The organism is Gilvimarinus sp. 1_MG-2023 (assembly GCF_030548285.1).
This window is the reverse complement of sequence record NZ_JAUOSC010000010.1, coordinates 83637-104489: the sequence shown is the minus strand read 5'-3', so window position 1 is coordinate 104489 and position 20853 is coordinate 83637. Positions and strand designations below refer to the sequence as shown.

Sequence of the window (20853 nt, the reverse complement as noted above, 5' to 3'; positions counted from 1 at the left end):
GCGGACATCAGTAATCGACGCCCTGACGCGCTTTAATACCGGCTTTAAACGCGTGTTTAATATCTTTAACTTCCGACACCGTGTCGACCAGCTCTTGCAGGGCGCTGCCGCCACCGCGGCCGGTAACCACCACGCTCTGTTCGCGCGGCCGGTTTTTGATTGCCGTCAGTATCCGCGCTTCGTCCAGATACTTGTAGGCAATCATGTAGGTCAGCTCATCCAGTATAACCAGATCAACCGACTCGTCGTTTAACAATTTCTCGGCTTCTCGCCAGGTGTTTTCCGCTTCGCGAATATCGCCACTGCGATCTTGCGTATTCCAGGTAAAGCCGGTGCCCATTTGATATAAAAAGACTTGTGGGCACTGGTTTTTTACATACAATTCTTCGCCCGAAAGCTGCGCGCCTTTAATAAACTGGACCACACCCACCTTGTGACCATAGCCCAGCGCGCGCATTACCATACCGAAAGCCGAGCTGGACTTTCCTTTGCCGTTGCCCGTCAACAAAATAGCCACACCGCGCTCGGTATCGGCCTGCTCGATGCGGGCATCGACCTTGGCTTTTTGTTTTTCCATGGCTTTTTTATGACGTTCGTTTTTGCTCTGCTCTTCGGTCATGGTGATTCCTAACAGTTATATTTTTCGTTTAAAAGCTGACCTCGACACCCGCATACGCCGAGGCACCGGCGGTGCGATAATCGGGCACCTCAACATAGTCTTGATCGGTAATATTCTCGCCGCGCACATACACACTCAAACCGGCACTTACCGCATAGCGAATGCTGGCATCCAATACTTGGTAGCTGGCAATGGGATTGCCAAAGCGATCTTGCGTGCCCTCGGCGCTGCGCAGATTGAACGATGCAGTCAGCCCTTGTAGTGGCTGTAGTGTCAGCCCCACGTTGGCCATATTTTCGGGCTGGCGTGCGCGCACAGAACCCTCGGCGGTTTTGGCGTCGGTATAGGTATAGTTCGCATTGACGACCGCCCAGTCAGCCAAAGGGAAATCCAATGCGACTTCAACCCCTTGTGAGGTGCTTTCGCCCAGGCTTTGCACGTAACCACCGTTCCATTCAATTTCACGCTCGATGGTTTGATCAAAATACACCACATCCAGGTGCAAACCGCTATTGGCGTAGTACTCAACACCAGCATCCCAGCCTGCACTTTCCTCTGGGGTAAGCGGCGCTAAGTCAGGGTTGCTTTGCTGGCGATTATAGTCAATTTCAAACAAACTCGGCGCTCTAAAGCCGGTGCCATAACTGGTTTTAAATTTTAGTGAACCGGCAGCGAGATCCAACACGTAGGCACCGCTAATGCGATAGGTATCGTAGTCGCCAAAGTCATCGCTATCGTCGCGCCGTACCCCGGCGGTTAAGTACACATTGTTGGCAAACTTGCCCTGATACTCGGCAAATGCTCCCCATTGGTCTCGGTTTAATTCCAGCACGGTGTCTTCGCGTTGCTCAAGGCCATAGGCCAGGGTGTGCGCTTCATTAAGCTTGGCACTACCCAACCACTCCAGCTTTTCGATTTCGCCTTGCGTATCGTAAGAAACCACACCTTCGGCGTGATTGATTCGCGCGACATCGGTATTGGAATAAGCCAGCTCGTTGCTGAAACGATCGGTTTGGTAGGTGGCACTGAGTCTTGTATTAGTTTGCTCAAAGTCACCCACACAATCGTCTTGATAAGGCCAGCTACAGCGATCGAATTCATTGGTCGCATCGGTGTCGCGCACAACAGCCTCTACACGCAGCGCTTGACTGATATCCCAACCCACTCGGGCGTGCAGCGTGGTGTTCTCGTAGCCGTCGTTATCTAGCAGAATTTCATCGTTAGTACTGGCGCTAAAGCCATCGGTGTCCACATAAGAGGCACCGATAAAATAATCTAATGTCTCACCTTGACCACCGACACTGGCATTGTAGCGCTGGCTGTCGTAACTACCGCCCTCGGCAGAGACTTTTATCTGCATATCCTCTTGCGCGGAAGTGGTTGCGACATTGAGTACACCACCGGCATCGGCGCCGTACATAAGCCCCTGTGGGCCGCGCAACAATTCTACCCGTGCCACATCGGCACTCATAATATGTTGCAGCTGAGCGCTGGCTTGCGGTCCGGTTGGGTCGGTTACATCCACCCCATCGATTCGCACCATGGTGCGGTAACCGGACTCACCGCGAACCCGAATGGAGGTAGGACTTCCCATCCCTCCGGTATTGGTAATGGAAACCGACGGCATGGCGCGCAGTGCATCGGCCAGAGCGGTAAAACCGCGCGCTTTAATTTGACTCTCGTCCAATACGGCGATCGAAGTGGCTACTTCGCGCATTGGTTGCTCTTGACGCGAGCTAATCACCACCATGGTTTCCAGGCTGGGTAGTAAGGCGTGAATATCAGCACTATTGTCGGATGTTTGGGCAGCTGTCGCCCCGGAAGCGGCCAAAATGGCGGCCGTTAAAATGGTTTTTTTCAAGGTTCAACCCCTAAGCAAATTGGACTTGGGATCGAGGGAGGAATAGCAATGCGGCGCTTGGCGCTTGGCCGATAGACGTGCGTATTGCCAGATGGTAGCCCTCCGCTCCATCACGGTTCGGATACAGGCCGGTATCGGGCTTACAAGCGTGGCTTGATCACCGTTGCGGGGGCAGCGCCGGATTGTCCGGTCTTCCCGTTTACCCTACTCAACTCTGGCAACGCCAGGCAGCAGGCACCTATATCGTGGCGCGCAATGTAAGGGGATAGGAGGCGTTTGTCAATTGAGCCAACAATCGAGTGCGGCAATCCTTGGGCGCTAACTCAGTGAATAGCTGCCCATGGTGCCGCACGCGATTGATTGCCAATAAGCGCTGTTGCGTATCAGTGAGGGGGGTCGCGGTAAAAGCTGCCAGCTCCGGCATGGGCTTCGTCACCCCCCCAAGCGGGCAGCCATTGAAGCATATTTGTGTGTCCATCGGCGTCGACATCGTGCATTTGAATATTGATTCGCACCCCATCCCAACGACTGCCGTGGTCTTGATTTAACAGAGCAAATGGAATGGCTATCTCAGCGCTGTAACCGCCCTCGGTCGTACGGACTTTTTGCCAAACCGTATCTGACAATTCGGGCTTGCCAATAAGCTTGGCGCGGTGACCGGGTGCGGGCGGCTGCAAGATAATTTGGCGATCTCCGGGCACGCGGTTATCGTAGGTAGGCTTTAACAAACGGCGCGATTTAGGGCGAGCATCGAGAGAGATTAACAGCTTGTCTTGCCCGCGGTGTTGATCGCTCTCGAACCGAACAATTTCGTCGTCTTTCACATCGAGCGCGATGACTAAATGTTGGTCACTCTGTCCGAGCGACCAAGAGAAGTCCGCATCCGCCGGGCTCACGAGTGAATCAGTATTGTGCGGTTTTAACGATGAGAAAAATGCTGCATTGCGCCACTCGCTGAGCGAGCCATCCAGGGTCAGATTTTTCAGTGGGCTAATCGGGTATTCGCGGCTAATCGCCAGTGTGCGCTCGCCGCTATAGCTAACTTGTTCACCATGATGGTCATATTCAAGTTGCCAGCGAATATCCAGGGCATTGCTATTGTCCTGCGCCAGCTGCACAGCGCTTACCGGCAGCTCAATATGACGCACCTCGTTAGGCGGCACCGTGATGCTTTGCGGCGAGAGCCCCGTAAAGGCAAAACCTGAGCAGCCCAAAATATCAGCCGTTAAAGTGTAGGGAATATCCGCATCGTTGGTCAGACGCAAAGCCGCTGTGCCTTGCTTAAAATCACCTCGGTGCAATAGGGCCGGCACCGATAACCGACCGCGATCAATCATATTATGTTGTAGCCCACGCATATGAGCGGTGCGCACGTCTTCATCCAAAATACCATCCAACATTAAATTGGCGATAATAGGGCCATCGTCACTCATGGTGATCCACACCACATGATCAAATTCGCCAAAGCGCGTGCCGCGCATGCTACTGATGCCGCCGGTTGTGGCCAAGGTAAAATAGTTGCGGCCGTGGCGCTGCTCTTTGACATAGCGATGATGATGCCCGGCAAATACGGTAAAAGGACGCTCGTCTAACACGGCTTCAATCTCACCCCACCGGTCCTGCTCGTCTCTATCCCACATGGGGGCATGGGTAAACACTAAAGTCCATTTGGGCTCTGGGTTGTCTTGCAACGTTTGTTTCAACCACTGCACCTGCTCATCGGAAAAGCTGTGCGTCGAGCCACCATCATTGGAGTTGAGCATAACGAACAACACATCGCGATAGACAAAATGGTAGTAACTTTTGCCATAGCGTTCGCGCCACACATCAGCCATGACATCATTGGTGTAATCGTGATTACCTGCCAGATAAAAAAACGGCATGTCGAGACGCTCAACCATATTGTCAAACGCATTCCACTCCGCCGCCAGCTGCGCGCGATCCTCGGTATAGCCTTCAATTAAATCGCCCACACTGACGACGAATTCCGGCTGCAGCAAATTGAGCTTGTCTACCGCCTGGGAAAACACCCCGGGGCGAAGCCCACCGGTGCGATCTGTCACCACCGCAAATTGAAAGGCATCGGGATGATTGTTGAGCTGTAAGTGAGTCCAGGGCACCACTGGCAAAGAATGATCAATCACGAGCCCATTGGCTGGCGATGATTCGCCGTGGGTATGTTCGGCGCCACTGTGAGCCTGAACGTAACCGGCGATACTGGCGACAACAATAAAAGACAGCCAAAAGCGCGAAATAAACATCATTGTACAATCCTGGAAAATAGTATTTTTCCCAGTCTAGACAAATATAAATGACATTGTCTATCGCACGATTAAGTTAACTCATACTTTATGTGGGTCGATATAATCTCAATAGTTTACAACGCTGGCCCGCCACCACGCAGTTAACACTTCGATATTTTTTAACCGGCCACTTCGACTCAACAGTTAGCAGCATTAACCACCACACTGGGTGCGGCATTGATACCACCGGCAGCGCTATAGGTTACCCGGCAGTTTGCATCAATAGCACCGTCATCGTCGATATCGTAACCGATCACACCATCATTCGTTGTCGCCTTCTCGGCCAGGTCATCGCTTTGAATATTGAGCAGGCTTTCAATGGCTGCGGCTACAGGATAACCATAAGCCACGTCGATATGACTGCCATTGCCGTTACCACAGATTGTACTCGCTGCCTGTTCGCTGCCTTCAATCACACAGCGCGCATAAAGCAAGTTGGCCGCGCCAATCATTGACCCCTGCACCCCTTCCAGCACTGCCCTGCGCGCGTCTCCTTGCAGTTGAATAAATCTGGGCACCGCAATGGCGGCCAAAATTCCGACAATGGTGATGACCACCACTAACTCAATTAAGGTGAAGCCTAGGCCTGCTGGTCGCATAATCGTTTCCTGTACAGATATTGGCGGGCACTGCTGCGCGAGTGCACGCGCGCGCTACCCCATATCTAGTATTGACTACTCAGGTCGAATTTGCTGTAAAACTTCCTCGCATAATCGGTGAGTGTGCAAAACACCCTGTAAATACTCACGATCTGCCCGGCCGGACTTAACTTGTTGCATAAACGCCTCGAGCATCGTGTAAAACCCTCTTTTGTACAGGGTTTCCTGCCAATCTCCAAAGCCTATGGGCGAGGCTTGATTATTTTCCATCTGCAACCCTTGGCTTAAGTTATCCACCTGCCAGCTAATATTGTCACCACTGCATTCCAGTCGCTCTCGGGTTTGACCACTGATCCGATTCATACTGGCGATACACGAGGTGCCGGAGTGTTGCCAAGCCACTGTTACGTTAGCCAGTCGCCCCGCTCGATGGCAGGCGTGAACCTGAATATTTTGCACCGATTTAGCCGAACAGAAGCGAACAAAATCTAAGACATGGATAAAATCATCGTACACGTAATGCCGTGCCTCATCCGCCAGATTATGCCGATGTTTTTGATACACAATGCTCACGGAAGGTACGGCTAGAGCTTTTTGGTAAAGCGGCGCGTAACGACGGTTAAAGCCACAAAACAGCGGCGTATCTTCGGCTTGCGCCAATGCAATAAGATGTTCGGCCTCCTCCAGTCGGTAGCTCAGAGGCTTGTCGACAAAAGTGGGGATGCCCGCCGCAAGTGCAGCCTGAGCCAATGCGTAATGACTTTCTGTGCTGGAGTGAATCATAACGGCATCGGGCCGACTGCGTAGCAGTTCTGCAAAGTCAGTATAGCACTCGCTGATTCGGTAACGTTCCGCTAGCTGGTGTAATGTTGAGCGGTTACGGGTGCACAACACCGGAGTTACGGGTAGGTGCTGATTAACGGCCGGCAAATAAGCTTTTTGTGCAATATCCCCCAAGCCGACTAATGCCAAGCGCATACAGGTTCCTTATCATTCAAGAGTGAAAAAGTTCGCCCTAGTATACGCCTTTTAATGTGTTAAGCCCGAGCGACTAACCCATCAGCGCGCTTCCCAACATACCCAACATAAACCCCAACACCGCGCCCAAAGGTGGCATCCAGTGCGTGCGCATTACTGCCTGTGGTGCGATATCCTGAAAAATAAGGTATAGAATACCGCCAGAAGCAAAACTCATAATGGCTGCAGTGAGTACTTCTTGCTCTTGCAACCAGGTATAGCCTAACCACGCTGCAATTGGCCCGAACACGGTGGCGATAAAAATAGCCCAAAGAATTTTTTTGCCCGCCAGGTGATTACTGCGCATTTCGCGAAACGCATTAAAACCCTCTGGCAAATTTTGCAGGCCAATAAAGCCCGCCAACAACCAGCCCATTTTACGGTTTTGACTAAATACGGCTCCCAGTGACATAGCCTCCGGCAAATAGTCCATCATCATTGCCAGGAACTGGGCGATACTACCTTTGCGCTTTGCTAAAAACGCATCGATAACACAAAAAACCAAACCGCCAGCAAGAAACGTTAAAGACAAACTAACCAAACTCAACGTCTTCATCGCGTGCGGGGCTAAAGAAAAAGCCACCGCCGCCAATAAGGCACCACCACCAAAGGCGGTGATACCGTGTAGCAACTCTTGCTTACGCTCAGTTTCACGACTGGACTCAAAGCAAGCCAAAAAGGCACCAACTAGTGCGCTGGCACCCGATGCCCAAGTAATAATGACAATTAACAATAACTCAGGCAAAGCCAATCAACCCCTAGTTAACGCACCGCGTTTAAAAAATGCATGTGCTTTTCGTACTGGTCAAGTACATCGGCAATCACTTGTTCCTCACTCCAACCCATCACATCGTAATCCTGACCGCCCTCTTTTAAATAGACCTCGGCGCGATAATAGCGCAGCGTTTCACCACGTTTTTTACTGGTGTCGCGCATCACAAAAGTGGGGGGCGTATAAGGCCGAACGTGTACGGAATAGAAAAAATCGGTCTCTTCGCCGTGATTAACCTCAAGCCACAACCGGTCTTGTTCGTCTTGCTCCACTTTCGCCATCAAGCCTTGACTATGGAGCTCATCGGCCACTTTACGCAGGGCGCTATGAACTGCTCCCTGTAAAAAAGTAAGGACATCGTCACGCTTGGGCTGGTGAACAATTCGCGCCAAACGGTTCTGCCAAGTTACCGGATTTTTTGCCACCCGCGGCGCCAGCATGGCATCGCGTAAACTGACTCTTTTAACGATTTCCAGCCTGAGCGCCTTAAATAGGCCCCAACACATCAGTAGCATCACCACGGTAAATGGCAGTGCACTGGCAATGGTTGCTGTTTGCAAGGCAGCCAGCCCGCCGGCAACCAATAGTGACGCGGCAATAACGCCTTCAGACACCGACCAAAAAATTCTCTGCCAAACCGGCGTATCTTCTTCCGTACCCCCCGAGGTCAACATATCGACAACCAGCGAGCCCGAATCCGACGAGGTCACAAAAAAGGTAATGACCAATACAGTTGCCACTAACGAGGCAATGGTCGTCATGGGTAGATATTCAAAAAATTGAAACAAGGCTACTGAGGAATCCGCCGCTACCGCGTCGGCAAGCTGCGTGATACCCTGCTCCAAAATCATATTAACCGCAGTATTACCAAAAAAAGTCATCCACATAAAAGTAAAGCCCACCGGCACCATCAAGACACCGACGACAAATTCGCGAATGCTGCGCCCGCGTGACACCCGCGCGATAAACATCCCTACAAAAGGCGACCAGGCAATCCACCACCCCCAATAAAACAGCGTCCAACCGCCGATCCAACCGGTGGGTTCGTAGGCATAAAGGTTAAAAGTCGTTTCCACCAATCCCGACAGATAATAACCAACATTTTGTACGTAGGTTTGCAATAAATGCACAGTTGGCCCGGCAATCAACACAAACAGCAATAACGCCACGGCGAGAAAAAGGTTAAGCTCTGACACCCGGCGTATACCGCCATCTAAACCCAGCACAACAGACACCGTTGCCAACAGGGTAATACCGGCAATCAGTGCAATTTGCACTCCGGTACTTATTTCGACATCAAATAGATAATTAAGGCCCGCATTAACTTGCATCACCCCCAGCCCGAGCGAAGTAGCTACCCCGAACAAAGTCCCCAATACCGCAAAAATATCCACCGCATGCCCAATGGGGCCGTAAATACGTTCGCCAATAAGCGGGTAGAACGCCGAGCGAATGGTTAAAGGCAAATTGTGACGAAATGCAAAGTAAGCGAGCGATAGCGCCACCACCGCGTAAATGGCCCAAGCGTGAACGCCCCAGTGAAAAAATGTAATTTTCATGGCCTCGCGCGCGGCATCTGCCGTGGCGGGATCCCCCACAGGAGGCGTCATGGTGTGCATTACTGGCTCTGCCACACCGAAAAACATTAAACCAATGCCCATACCGGCCGAGAACAGCATCGCGAACCACGAAAAATAACTGTAATCCGGCTCGCTGTGATCGGGGCCTAGTTTAATGCGCCCATAATCCGATAGCGCCAGCACCACCACAAAAATAAAGAACAGCGCAACTGCCAGCACATAAAACCAGCCGGCCGAATGAACCACCCAGCCCTGCATTGCCGAAAAAACCACCTCGGCATGAGCGGGCCAAATAACGGCGTACAAGACAAACAGCAGACACAAACCACCGGCACCGAAAAACACCGGCGGGTTTACCTTGATATTAATTTTTGAGCCTTGCTCCTGATTGTTTGCGTTAGCGTCACTCATGTTATCTCCGTGTTATAGGTAAAAATCGAGCGATAAGTAAACAGCCTCAAAGTCCCCTTCTCCGACCCAGCCATTGCGATCAACGTAACCATCCTGATTTAAGTATTCAAGATAAATCCAGCCGGGGCCGTAGTTATAACTCATGCCGGGTGCGACCGCGACCACGTCATCGGCATTGTTGCCGGTGGTTTGAGGCCGAGCAGCTGATGCATCCAAATAGAACGACCAGGGCCCACTGTTGTAGCCAACCTCAGCGGCAAAACGCTGATTCTTAACGTTTGTTTGCAGGCCAGTTTGCACACCGTACTCATCAGGCAAGTCGCGCTCCTGCGTGATCCAAGAAGCTTTGGAGAAAAAATTTCCCACCGAGCCCTCATAGTAGAGTACCGCGGCCTGATGATCGCCCGAAACCGGCCGGTCCGGGTTGCCACTCAAGTCTTGCAAACCACCACTTTGCACCGACACACCCAACTTATGATCAGTCGCGACCTCCCACGTGGCATTGCCAACCAGAGTCTGCACCTTGCGATAGGTGACAGAGCTGCCCCAATGGCCATTATCATCGACGGTATCGGTACTGCTATCACCCCAATCATCGGCGTGGTAGTAGGCAAGGTCATAACCGAGTTTTGCGTGTTCACCGCTAAGCTTTAACCCGACATCCATCTGATCACCATAGCCTGCCAGCAAGATATCTCCCGGCCAAAAATTACTCGTCTTCCAGCCAAAAGGAACCTGAGATTTACCGACCCGCAAGGTATTGCTGTCATTAAACTGCCAGCCGACCCAGGCTTTGTGTAAGGTGTATTGATCACCGGTTGAATTATTAGCCGTGTCGGTAAAGCTGCCGGGGCCCACCCGAAACTCCGCGGAATAAAGCCAGCGCCCTTCGCTTTCAGCGTGACCGTCCAGGTAGAGAATCAACGCTTCGCCGGTAAACTCGCCGCCGCTGTTGCTATTGGCTTTATCGTCAGGCAAATATTGATAGGTACCCCAAACACCAGCAGACAGCTGTGTCTCGCCGTGAACAGCACCCGCTGTTACACCACCCAAAAGCATTAATAAGGCTTGTTTCAATTTAGTCATGGGTTTCCCTGTGTAGTTATTGTAAAAAGCTGACAATGCCAACCGGAGAGTTGCCCGTCGTTAAACCTTGGGGCAGTAGAGAACGTGACCGTGCGGGTCATGTCAGACGATAGCGAGCACCCGCCAGCGGTATGTGAACAGCAAGAGAGGAACGCAGCAAACCCGTAAAAGAGCATTGAGCGTTCTTAGCGCAACGATTTCTCACCAGTATAGACCATGGAGGTGACCGCTTTCGAATCCAGCCGTGCAAACAGATCACCATTCTATTAAACAAGCCCCCCCAGCGCCTAACCGGGACCTTCCCATGGCGTTAGCCGCTCGCTTTGGGTAAAATGCCGCCTTTTCCCGTTGTGAGCTCTATTTCATGGAAACACTGACGCTAAAGCCCATTCGCTCTGCCCGGGGTGAAGTCACCCTGCCCGGTTCGAAAAGTTTGTCTAATCGCATCCTCCTATTGGCAGCGCTGGCACAAGGCGAAACCACTATTACCAACTTGTTGGACAGTGACGATGTCAGCCATATGCTGACCGCACTCAAGGCACTGGGCGTCGATTACACTCTGTCAGAAGACAAAAAAACTTGTCGCTTGACGGGACTGGCAGGCGTTTTTCAAGCGGGTCAATCCGTTGAGCTGTTTTTGGGTAACGCAGGTACCGCAGTTCGCCCCCTGACCGCCGCACTGGCGATTAGCGAAGGCACTTTCACCATTACCGGTGAACCGCGTATGTACGAGCGCCCTATCGGCGACTTAATCGATGCCTTACGTCAGCTGGGCGCCGAGGTTACTTATCTTAAAGACGATGGCTTCCCGCCCCTGACCCTGCAAGGTAAACCACTCAACGGTGGCGAAGTCAGTATTAAAGGCAATATATCCAGCCAGTACCTCACCGCCTTACTTATGATTGCACCTCTGCTGCAAAGCACTACCTGCATCAAGGTGGATGGCGAACTGGTCTCCAAGCCTTATATTGATATTACACTGGACACCATGGCCAAGTTCGGGGTGCAGGTGACCAATAACGACTACCAATCGTTCGAAATTCAAGGCCAACAAACCTACCAATCACCGGGTGAGATTATGGTGGAGGGCGATGCGTCTTCTGCCTCTTACTTTTTAGCCGCCGCAGCCATTGGCGGCGGGCCGGTAAAAGTACACGGCACTGGCAGCGCTAGTATTCAGGGCGACGCTAAATTTGCCGATGTACTACAACAGATGGGGGCCAAAGTCACCTACGCCGATATGTGGATCGAAGTGGAAGCCGGCAGCGAGCTGAACGGTGTGGACGTGGACTTGAACCACATCCCCGATGCGGCCATGACCATTGCCACCACGGCTCTGTTTGCCAAAGGCCCGACTCGTATTCGCAACATCTACAACTGGCGAGTTAAAGAAACCGACCGCTTAGCGGCTATGGCGACTGAGTTACGCAAAGTTGGCGCGAGGGTTGAGGAAGGTGAGGATTATATTTACATTGAGCCGCCCACAAGTCTAACTTCAGCGGCCATTGATACCTACAACGATCACCGCATGGCGATGTGCTTTTCGCTGGCAAGCTTTGGGGATGTGGATATTGTAATCAATGACCCCAAATGCACCTCGAAAACTTTCCCCACGTATTTTGCCGAGTTCAACCGTATTACCAAGGCGTAATGCACTTAGGCTTACACACAAGCCGAATACCAAAAAAGCCCTTAACCCTGTGCAGGGTTAAGGGCTTTTTAATGCGCGACCATTCAGCCGAAGAGATTAGGTTTTCGGCAAGGTTACCCCGCGCTGGCCCTGATACTTCCCGCCGCGGTCTTTGTAACTGGTGTCACACACCTCATCCGATTCAAAAAACAGCATCTGCGCCACGCCTTCGTTGGCGTAAATTTTAGCCGGTAATGGTGTGGTATTGCTAAATTCCAGCGTCACATGACCTTCCCACTCGGGCTCCAGTGGCGTGACATTAACAATAATGCCGCAGCGGGCGTAAGTGGACTTACCCAAGCACACCGTCAATACAGAGCGCGGGATACGGAAATACTCGACAGTGCGCGCCAGCGCAAAGGAGTTGGGGGGAATCACGCAGACATCACTTTTAACATCGACAAAGCTGTTTTCATCAAAGTTTTTAGGGTCTACTACCGATGAATACACGTTAGTGAAGATCTTAAACTCATCCGCACAACGCACATCATAGCCGTAACTTGAGGTGCCGTAGGAGATAATACGCTGCTGATCGGCCCCGTGGCGTACCTGACCTGGCTCAAACGGCTCGATCATGCCTTGCTCGGCAGCCATGCGGCGCATCCACTTATCGGATTTGATACTCATTGTGACCCCTTAGATTACGATGTAATTGCGGCGCGTATGATAGCGGTTTTTGGCCTATATTGGGAGCACCCTACACGCTCAGCTGATTTCCCCATTCAACCGTCTCCCGCGCTGCTTTGTCGCACTCAACCATTTGGCCCAGCCTAGCCTCTGTTTTAACAGTCTTGAATTCAATCGGTCACTGCGGCAAGACCGACGCGGACACCGAGCCAAACTGCATTTCAACGTCGGGGCTGTCTAATACAAAACGACTACCGTCATCCAGTTCGACGGTAATGGTAAATGTGTGCCGAGCATACTGAGGCGGCTCGGTGAAAAACAGCGAGAGCCGCTCTGGCGCACCGGGTTGTTGTACAAAATAATCGTTAAGGTCTTCGGCATCCACCCAAACGAGCATGCCATATGGAGCCACGATGCCCGACAAGTCCGATCCCGCAGGATAATCGTCGGTGTAGGCATTATCGCTTACAACCGAAATAGACACGACGGTTTGTGCCGGCTGCGACGGGGCAGGACTACAGGCTAGCGCAAGTGGCCACAAGCTCCAGCGAGTTGGCGCAGCCTGCACCTGATAGTGCTGAACGTCTGCCGTCAACACAACACCAAGCTGGCTCCAGGATACCGGCTCACCGTTCACGGGCTCACCATAGTCATAGGTATTGGCGGTAATAGGTTCCGCGTGCTGTATGACCGACACTTGGTAATCGTTCACGGTGTATTCAGATGGAGGTGGCAAACTCCCGCCACAAGGATCGGTACCACTCCCCCCGCAAGCACTGAGTAATATTGCCGTAAAGCTAGCACAGGAGGTTAACAGCGGTGCTTTCATAATTAGTCCTTTAAAATATGTTACAGAGCTCGAATAATAGCATGTTGTCTCTCGACTTAAGCTCGTTTGTCGCTAAAAACCAACCTAAAAAACAGTGCCCCCATAGACAAAAAAGCCGCACCCCAAAGGCACGGCTTTACTGAAAAGTTACTGCAACTAACGGTCAGTCACCAACCGTCTCAAATATAGGCCCGGGGGCGGCTTGGGTGTTTTCTCGCCACAGATTGGCGGCCATTTTTAAGGCGATGGCACGGTAGGCTTGTGCGGCTTCGCCGTGGGGCTCAGCGGCGACCGAGGGCGTGCCGCTATCGGCCTGTTCGCGCACAGCAAGTGATAACGGCAGCGCGCCCAGTAGCTCGGTGTTGTAGTCTTGGGCGATACGATCGCCACCACCGGCGCCAAATATAGCCTCTTCATGACCGCAATTACTGCACACATGAGTGGCCATGTTTTCGACTACGCCCAGCACTGGCACATTCACTTTGCGAAACATTTCGATGCCTTTAACGGCATCGAGCAGAGCAATATCCTGTGGGGTGGTGACAATCACAGCGCCGGTTACCGGCACACTTTGCGACAGGGTTAAGGCGATATCGCCAGTGCCGGGTGGCATATCGATGATTAAGTAGTCGACATCGTCCCAGCAGGTTTGGCCCAGTAGCTGTTTCAGCGCGCCGCTTACCATAGGCCCTCGCCAAACCATCGGGGTTTGCTCGGTAACCAGATACCCCATCGAGATTGTCTGCAAACCGTGAGCTTCTATCGGCACCATTTGCTGCGATTTACCCTCACCGACAATTTGCGGGCGGCGTTGGCCCACACCCAGCATTTGCGGCTGGCTGGGGCCGTAGATGTCGGCATCTAGCACCCCTACCCGAGCGCCCTCGGCCGCCAGTGCCAAGGCTAGGTTAGCGGCGGTGGTGGATTTCCCTACCCCGCCCTTGCCCGAGGCAACTGCAATAATATTTTTAACCCCAGGCACGGCCTGTGCGCTGTTGGCGGCGGGGTGCGCGGTGACAGTCCAACTTAAATCGAGATCTACCGCCTCCACCCCATCCAGCGCCATAAGCGCCTGCTGGACTTGCTCGGCAAGGCGCTCGTCGGTTGCTGCGGGATACCCCAGCGCAAGGCTCACCTGAACCTTGCCCCCCTCGATGGACAGCGACTGAATCGCCCCTAGGCTTTCAAGGCTAGTGCCATTGTATGGATCGGCTAAAGCGCCGAGGACTCGGGCAATTTCGGTTTGATCAATCATGACGTTGGGACCCTCTAGCAAGTAATCTGACAAGCGCGCTAATCAATAACAGTGGCCTATTGGTGGGGGCACAGTTGCAAAATCCAACCACAGACCTCGTAAACCCCTGAATTACCGCGCAAAAAGGGCGCGAAAATGGTATAGTGCCGCTCCATTTTTGCCCCCGCCGTCTATGGATGGCGAGGCTCATGACTACGGACTATTTGCTACGGACTACGCGGCCCACACGCAGCGAGCTTTAGCTACTAACGAGAGTAAACGTCGAGATATGACCACACAGAGCACACGCCGCAAGATCATGGTAACCAGCGCGCTGCCCTACGCCAATGGTGAGCTGCATCTGGGCCATATTATGGAGCAAATCCAAACCGACATCTGGGTCAGGTTTCAAAACCTTCGCGGTCATGAGTGCTACTACTTTTGCGCCGACGATGCCCACGGCACCGCCATCACCCTCAAGGCGGAAGAGCAAGGCATTAGCCCCGAACAGCATATCGACAATATGCACGCCGTCCACAAAGCGGTGGCCGAAGGCTTTGGCGTCAGGCACGACAACTTTTACACCACCCACTCGCCTGAGAATCGCGAGTTGTCGGAAATGATTTATAAGCGTTTGGAAGCCAAAGGGCATATTGCGCGCCGTTCTATTACTCAGGCGTTCGACCCGGAAAAACAACTGTTTTTGGCGGATCGCTATATCAAGGGTAGCTGCCCCAAGTGTAAAACCGAGGACCAGTACGGTGATAACTGCGAGGCTTGCGGCGCAACCTACAGCCCGATGGAGCTGATCAACCCCGTCTCTGTTTTGACTGGTGCCACACCAGTGCCGAAAGAGTCCGAGCACTTTTTCTTTAAGTTGCCAGAGTTTGCCGACTTCCTGAAACAGTGGACTCGCGCCGGTCACCTGCAAGATGAAGTGGCCAACAAAGTGGCCGAGTGGCTGGACGCCGACTTACAAGAGTGGGACATCTCCCGCGATGCGCCCTACTTCGGTTTTGAAATCCCAGGCCACCCGGGCAAATATTTTTACGTTTGGCTGGACGCCCCTATCGGCTATATCGCCAGCTTGAAAAACTTTGCCGATCAAAACGGTTTTGATTGGCAAGAGTTCTGGCGCCCGGACAGCGGGTGCGAAGTACACCACTTTATCGGCAAGGATATTGTCAACTTTCACGCTCTGTTCTGGCCTGCCATGCTGCATTCAGCTGAGCTGCGCACACCGACTAAAGTTAATGTGCACGGCTTTGTCACCGTCAATGGCAAAAAAATGTCGAAATCGCGCGGCACCTTTATTAACGGGCAAACCTACTTGCAGCATCTGGACCCCGAGTACCTGCGCTATTACTTTGCCGCCAAGCTCACCAGCGCGGTGGATGACCTCGATTTAAATCTGGACGATTTTATCGCCCGGGTAAACTCCGACTTGGTGGGCAAGGTGGTCAATATTGCCAGCCGCACCGCTAAATTTATCGCCAAAGCCGGTGGCAACATGAGCGCCGAGCCAGTAGACGCCGAGCTGTGGCAGCGTTTTATCGACGCCGAAGCGGTGATTGCCGAGCACTACGAGCAGCGCAATTTCAGTAAAGCCATGCGCGACATTATGGCGCTGGCCGATGCCGCCAACGAATATATCGCCGCCGCCGAGCCATGGAAAATGGCTAAAGATGAAGGCCGCGAGCAGGAGGTGGTCGAGGTCTGCTCCCTGGGCGTCAATATGTTCCGCGCCATTATGATTTTCTTAAAGCCCGTGGCACCGCAACTGGCCGAGCGCGCCGAAGCTTTCTTGGGCGAGACTCTGATCTGGGCCGAGGGCATCGCCTACCGCGGTGGCGAGATCAATAAATTTAAGCCGCTGCTGCAGCGCATTGAAAAAGACAAGGTAGACGCCATGATTGAGGCGAGCAAAGAAGAGGCGGCCCCCAAGGCCACCGGCCCACTGGCCGACGAGCCACTGTGCGAAGAAATTGAATTTGGCGACTTTGCCAAAGTCGACCTGCGGGTCGCTAAAATTGTTCAAGCCAGCCACGTTGAAGGGGCGGATAAGCTCCTGCAATTAACCCTGGATATCGGCGGCGAAACCCGCAATGTATTCTCGGGCATTAAATCGGCCTATCAACCAGAAGCGCTGGAAGGCCGCCTAACCGTGATGGTCGCCAACCTAAAACCGCGCAAAATGAAATTCGGCTTATCCGAAGGGATGGTCTTAGCCGCCGGCCCAGGCGACAAAGAGATATACCTGCTAGAGCCCGACAGCGGCGCACTACCAGGGCAGAGGGTGATGTAGCGTGTTTACGTCTGACGTCTGACGTCTGACGTTTATAAGCATATACCCAAACAACCTAAATGAGATTCGTTTTTATATTGAACCGCGCCGGGTGCATCCGGGATAATGCGCTCTTAGCGCTATAGTCCCTGCGGACTGACTTCGAGGTGAACAGCATGACCGATTTAGCGGTTATCTTGCTCAGCACAATATTAGTGAACAACTTTGTACTGGTTCAGTTTTTGGGCCTGTGCCCATTTATGGGCGTCTCCAATAAGCTTGAGACGGCTATTGGTATGGCCAGTGCCACCACTTTTGTGCTGACTTTGGCCTCGATTTGCAGCTATCTCGTGGCCACCTGGGTATTGCAGCCGCTGGGCCTCGAGTATATGCGCACCATCAGTTTTATTCTGGTGATTGCCGTGGTAGTGCAGTTGGCGAAGATGTTTATCGAAAAAACCAGCCCTCTTCTGTACCGGGTACTGGGGGTATTTTTGCCACTGATTACCACCAACTGCGCCGTATTGGGCGTGGCTTTGCAAAACACCCAAAAAGCCCACAGCTTTGTCGAATCCACCATTTTTGGCTTCGGTGCCGCGCTCGGGTTTTCGTTAGTTCTGATTTTATTTTCGGCCATGCGCGAACGCCTGGCTGTAGCCGATGTGCCTACGCCTTTTAAAGGAGCTGCTATCGGCATGATTACCGCCGGCCTGATGTCTCTGGCGTTTATGGGCTTTGGCGGTTTGGTGTAACGAAACAATTATGTTGGAAACCATTGCTCAACACCCTATTGCCGCCGCACTGATCGCTCTGATCGGTTTGGCACTGCTATTCGGCGCACTGCTGGGATTCGCCGCTGTCCGCTTTAAAGTGGAGGGCGACCCGATTGTCGAGCAAATCGACAACCTATTACCGCAAACTCAGTGCGGCCAGTGCGGCTACCCTGGTTGCCGCCCCTACGCGCAGGCCATCGCCAATGGCGACTCTATCAATAAGTGCCCACCCGGCGGCCAAACCACTATCAATGAGTTGGCCGACCTGCTTGATGTAGAAGCCCCGACACTGGACGAAGAGCACGGCGAAGAAGCGGACGTGGCCACCGTCGCGGTGATTCGCGAAGACGAGTGCATTGGCTGCACCAAATGTATTCAGGCTTGCCCAATGGACGCAATCTTAGGCGCGGCCAAGCAAATGCACACGGTTATTGCCGATGAATGTACCGGCTGCGACCTCTGTGTTGAGCCCTGCCCGGTGGACTGCATTGATATGATTCCACTGGCAACCAGTATTAAAGAGTGGCGTTGGGAGCTGCCTGCAGCCAGCCACGAACAAGCCGACAATCTAATTGCTACCGACCAAGGTCGCGGCTCTGAACAAAACTCCGGCGAAGCGGCGTGATGGAATTAATTAAAGTGTGGGACATTCCCGGCGGAGTACACCCGCCGGAAAACAAAACGCAATCCTTGCTCGAGCCCCTCGGCCCGCTGGCCATTGCCCCTCAGTTAATTCTGCCGGTCAGTCAGCACATTGGCGCGCCCGCTAAACCCATTGTCGAGGTTGGCGATCAGGTATTGGGCGGACAAGTGATCGCTGAGGCAGACGGTGTGTTCAGTGCTAATGTTCACGCCCCCACCTCGGGCCGTATTGCCGCCATTGTGGAGCACACCGTGCCCCACCCCTCCGGCATGACCGACCTATGTATCATTTTGGATACCGACGGCAAAGACGACTGGACACCTTTGTCTCCCTGGGAGGATTACGCCGAACGCAATAAGGATGACTTACTCGCACGCATTCGCGAATCGGGTATTGCCGGTTTGGGCGGTGCGGGTTTTCCTGCGGCCGTCAAACTGAATCCGCGTGCTAATCACCCGATTGACACCCTCATTATTAACGGCACTGAGTGTGAGCCCTACATCACCGCCGATGATGTGTTGATGCGCGAGCGTGCCCAAGAGGTCATCGCGGGCACTCAAATCTTGGCCCAGCTGCTCAACCAACCCGAGCGCGTGGTGATAGGTGTTGAAGACAACAAGCCCGAGGCCATTGCCGCTCTGCGCAAAGCCGCCGAAGGCAGTGCAATACAAGTGGTGAGTTTTCCCACCAAGTACCCATCCGGGGGCGAAAAACAGCTGATTCAAATTCTCACCGGGCGCGAAGTCCCCGCTGGGCAAATTCCCGCCGCCATCGGCGTGGTTTGCCAAAACGTGGGCACTACGGCTGCCATTTATCGCGCGGTGCGATTCGGTGAACCACTGGTGAAACGCATCACCACCGTCGTGGGCGAGGCCTTACAAACCCAGCGCAATATCGAGGTGCTGTTTGGCACCCCGGTAAACTTTGTGCTGGAGCAACACGGCTACCAACACAAGAAAGCCTCGCGCCTAGTGATGGGCGGCCCGATGATGGGCTTTAGCTTGCCGGATTTATCCGTACCCGTGGTCAAAACCACCAACTGTTTATTGGCACCGAGCAAAAAAGAACTGCCACCGCCCGAGCCTGCCATGGCCTGCATTCGCTGTGGTATGTGCGCCGAAGCCTGCCCGGTAGAATTGCTGCCGCAGCAGTTGTTTTGGTACGCCCAGGCGGAAGACCTGGAAAAGTTGGAGACTCACAACTTATTTGACTGCATTGAATGCGGCGCCTGCTCTTATGTCTGCCCCAGCCATATTCCGCTGGTGCAGTACTACCGCGCTGCCAAAGGCGAGATTCGTCAGCACCGCATCGACAAAGAAAAATCAGACCGCTCGCGCCGGCGCTTTGAATTCCGTCAGGACCGTATCGCCAAAGAGGAGGCGGAAAAAGAAGCCAAGCGTCTAGCCCGCAAAAAGGCCGCCGAAGAGGCCAAGAAAAAACTGGCCGAACAGAAGGCCAATACTCCGGCCGAGCCCAAACCGGCAGCGGTATCGACACAAGATACCGACAAGCAGCGCGCCAAGCTTGAGCGCCTGCTCGCCTCGGCGCATGAGCGCTTGAAAAAAGCCGAGCAACCATTGGCTGAAGAGGCCACCGACGAACAAGCTGAAAAACAAGCCGCGAGTATCAAGCAGGCACAATTAAAAGTCAGCGATGCACAAAAGAAGCTGGACGCCTTTATTGCCTCTCAAGGAGAAAACAACCGTCAGGCGAGCTCAACAGAGGCGAATGATCCGGTTGCGGCTGCGATCGAACGGGCCAAAGCCAAGCAGACCATGAGCCCGAAAGAGAAGCTGCGCAACAGCGTCGAATCCCTGCAAAAACGCCTACAAAAAGCCGAACAAAAAGTGATTGAGGCGAAAGACAACAAGCCCGATATGGTTGAAGCTTTGCAGCAAGGGGTCGACAAACTTAAAGATAAGTTGAGTGCAGCGCAGAATGAGTTGGCTGAGTTAACGCCAGCTGCAGCAGCGCCAGCAACACCTGCCAACGCCACACCGGATGTCGCGCAGGCCGCCATCGAGCGGGCTAAAGCCAAACTTGCCATGTCGCCAGAAGAAAAACTGCGCTCATCGCTCGAGTCACTGTACAAGCGTCTGGAAAAAGCCGAACAAAAAGCCGCCAGTGCCAAGCAAGAAGACTCCGACAAGGCCGAAGCCTTGCAGCAGGGTGTCGAGCGTTTAAAGGAAAAAATCGCCAGCACCCAAAAAGAGTTGGCCGAGGCAACGCCGTCAACAGTGGCAGAGGAAACACCGCAAGATCCGGCCACCTCAGATGCCGCCAGCCTGGCCATCGAAAAAGCCAAAGCTAAAGCTGCCGCTATGGCCACCATGAGCGCTTCGGATAAGCTGCGCAATCAAGTCGACTCACTGCAAGCGCGACTGGAAAAAGCTCAAGCCCGTTTAGACAAAGCCGAGCAAGAGAACGATGAGAATATCGACGCCTTTAAAGCCGGCGTCAGCAAGTTAGAAGACAAGCTCGCCACGGCCCGCGATCAATTGGCCGAGCTGACTTAATTTAACTGA

The 20853-nt window shown here is 53.2% G+C and carries 16 protein-coding genes and 1 riboswitch; of the genes, 5 read left to right on the top strand and 11 right to left on the bottom strand.

Annotation, left to right across the window (positions count from 1 at the left end; translation table 11 throughout):
- Window positions 1-7: 7 nt before the first annotated feature.
- From cobO to Q4563_RS11900, 8 genes are all read right to left on the bottom strand, one after another.
- Entirely contained in the window at window positions 8-619 is a 612-nt protein-coding gene (cobO, locus tag Q4563_RS11935; RefSeq protein ID WP_215977196.1) for a cob(I)yrinic acid a,c-diamide adenosyltransferase, read from the bottom strand.
- A gap of 28 nt (window positions 620-647) precedes the next feature.
- Window positions 648-2480, bottom strand: a complete 1833-nt coding sequence (locus Q4563_RS11930; RefSeq protein WP_303604630.1) for a TonB-dependent receptor plug domain-containing protein — start codon at window positions 2478-2480, stop codon at window positions 648-650.
- A gap of 109 nt (window positions 2481-2589) precedes the next feature.
- A riboswitch (cobalamin riboswitch) is annotated at window positions 2590-2737 on the bottom strand.
- Between the two features lie 126 nt (window positions 2738-2863).
- Complete coding sequence (locus tag Q4563_RS11925; RefSeq protein ID WP_303604629.1) at window positions 2864-4744, bottom strand: metallophosphoesterase; 1881 nt, start codon at window positions 4742-4744, stop codon at window positions 2864-2866.
- Window positions 4745-4920: 176 nt separating this feature from the next.
- Entirely contained in the window at window positions 4921-5382 is a 462-nt protein-coding gene (locus Q4563_RS11920; RefSeq protein WP_215977199.1) for a type II secretion system protein, read from the bottom strand.
- A 75-nt stretch (window positions 5383-5457) separates the two neighbouring features.
- Window positions 5458-6360 (bottom strand): Gfo/Idh/MocA family protein, encoded by a 903-nt coding sequence (locus Q4563_RS11915; RefSeq protein WP_303604628.1) that lies wholly within the window; start codon window positions 6358-6360, stop codon window positions 5458-5460.
- A gap of 73 nt (window positions 6361-6433) precedes the next feature.
- Window positions 6434-7144 (bottom strand): ZIP family metal transporter, encoded by a 711-nt coding sequence (locus tag Q4563_RS11910; protein WP_215977201.1) that lies wholly within the window; start codon window positions 7142-7144, stop codon window positions 6434-6436.
- Between the two features lie 17 nt (window positions 7145-7161).
- Window positions 7162-9162, bottom strand: coding sequence for a BCCT family transporter (locus tag Q4563_RS11905; protein WP_215977202.1), 2001 nt, complete (start codon window positions 9160-9162; stop codon window positions 7162-7164).
- 12 nt (window positions 9163-9174) lie between these two features.
- The gene (locus Q4563_RS11900; protein WP_215977203.1) at window positions 9175-10248 is read right to left on the bottom strand and encodes a porin; all 1074 of its coding nucleotides are present in this window, start codon (window positions 10246-10248) and stop codon (window positions 9175-9177) included.
- Between the two features lie 364 nt (window positions 10249-10612).
- Between Q4563_RS11900 and aroA the strand changes: the two genes are divergently transcribed.
- On the top strand, window positions 10613-11899 hold the full coding sequence (aroA, locus tag Q4563_RS11895) for a 3-phosphoshikimate 1-carboxyvinyltransferase (RefSeq protein ID WP_215977204.1): 1287 nt from the start codon (window positions 10613-10615) through the stop codon (window positions 11897-11899).
- Between the two features lie 96 nt (window positions 11900-11995).
- Here the strand turns inward: aroA and dcd are convergent, their stop codons facing one another.
- The 3 genes from dcd to apbC all read right to left on the bottom strand — a co-directional run bounded on the left by dcd (window position 11996) and on the right by apbC (window position 14649).
- The gene (gene dcd, locus Q4563_RS11890) at window positions 11996-12565 is read right to left on the bottom strand and encodes a dCTP deaminase (RefSeq protein WP_215977205.1); all 570 of its coding nucleotides are present in this window, start codon (window positions 12563-12565) and stop codon (window positions 11996-11998) included.
- Window positions 12566-12743: 178 nt separating this feature from the next.
- Window positions 12744-13394: a DUF5034 domain-containing protein gene (locus Q4563_RS11885; protein ID WP_215977206.1), complete on the bottom strand. Its 651-nt coding sequence runs from the start codon at window positions 13392-13394 to the stop codon at window positions 12744-12746.
- Window positions 13395-13557: 163 nt separating this feature from the next.
- Window positions 13558-14649 (bottom strand): iron-sulfur cluster carrier protein ApbC, encoded by a 1092-nt coding sequence (gene apbC, locus Q4563_RS11880; RefSeq protein WP_215977207.1) that lies wholly within the window; start codon window positions 14647-14649, stop codon window positions 13558-13560.
- 268 nt (window positions 14650-14917) lie between these two features.
- Between apbC and metG the strand changes: the two genes are divergently transcribed.
- From metG to rsxC, 4 genes are all read left to right on the top strand, one after another.
- Window positions 14918-16933, top strand: coding sequence for a methionine--tRNA ligase (metG, locus tag Q4563_RS11875; RefSeq protein WP_303604627.1), 2016 nt, complete (start codon window positions 14918-14920; stop codon window positions 16931-16933).
- Window positions 16934-17088: 155 nt separating this feature from the next.
- On the top strand, window positions 17089-17664 hold the full coding sequence (gene rsxA, locus Q4563_RS11870; RefSeq protein ID WP_215977209.1) for an electron transport complex subunit RsxA: 576 nt from the start codon (window positions 17089-17091) through the stop codon (window positions 17662-17664).
- A 10-nt stretch (window positions 17665-17674) separates the two neighbouring features.
- Complete coding sequence (gene rsxB / locus Q4563_RS11865) at window positions 17675-18310, top strand: electron transport complex subunit RsxB (RefSeq protein WP_215977210.1); 636 nt, start codon at window positions 17675-17677, stop codon at window positions 18308-18310.
- Window positions 18310-20844 carry an electron transport complex subunit RsxC gene (rsxC, locus tag Q4563_RS11860; RefSeq protein ID WP_303604652.1) on the top strand — a complete coding sequence of 845 codons (2535 nt, stop codon included), beginning with the start codon at window positions 18310-18312 and terminating at the stop codon, window positions 20842-20844. Before rsxB ends, rsxC begins: the two co-directional genes overlap by 1 nt.
- The last annotated feature ends 9 nt before the right edge of the window (window positions 20845-20853 follow it).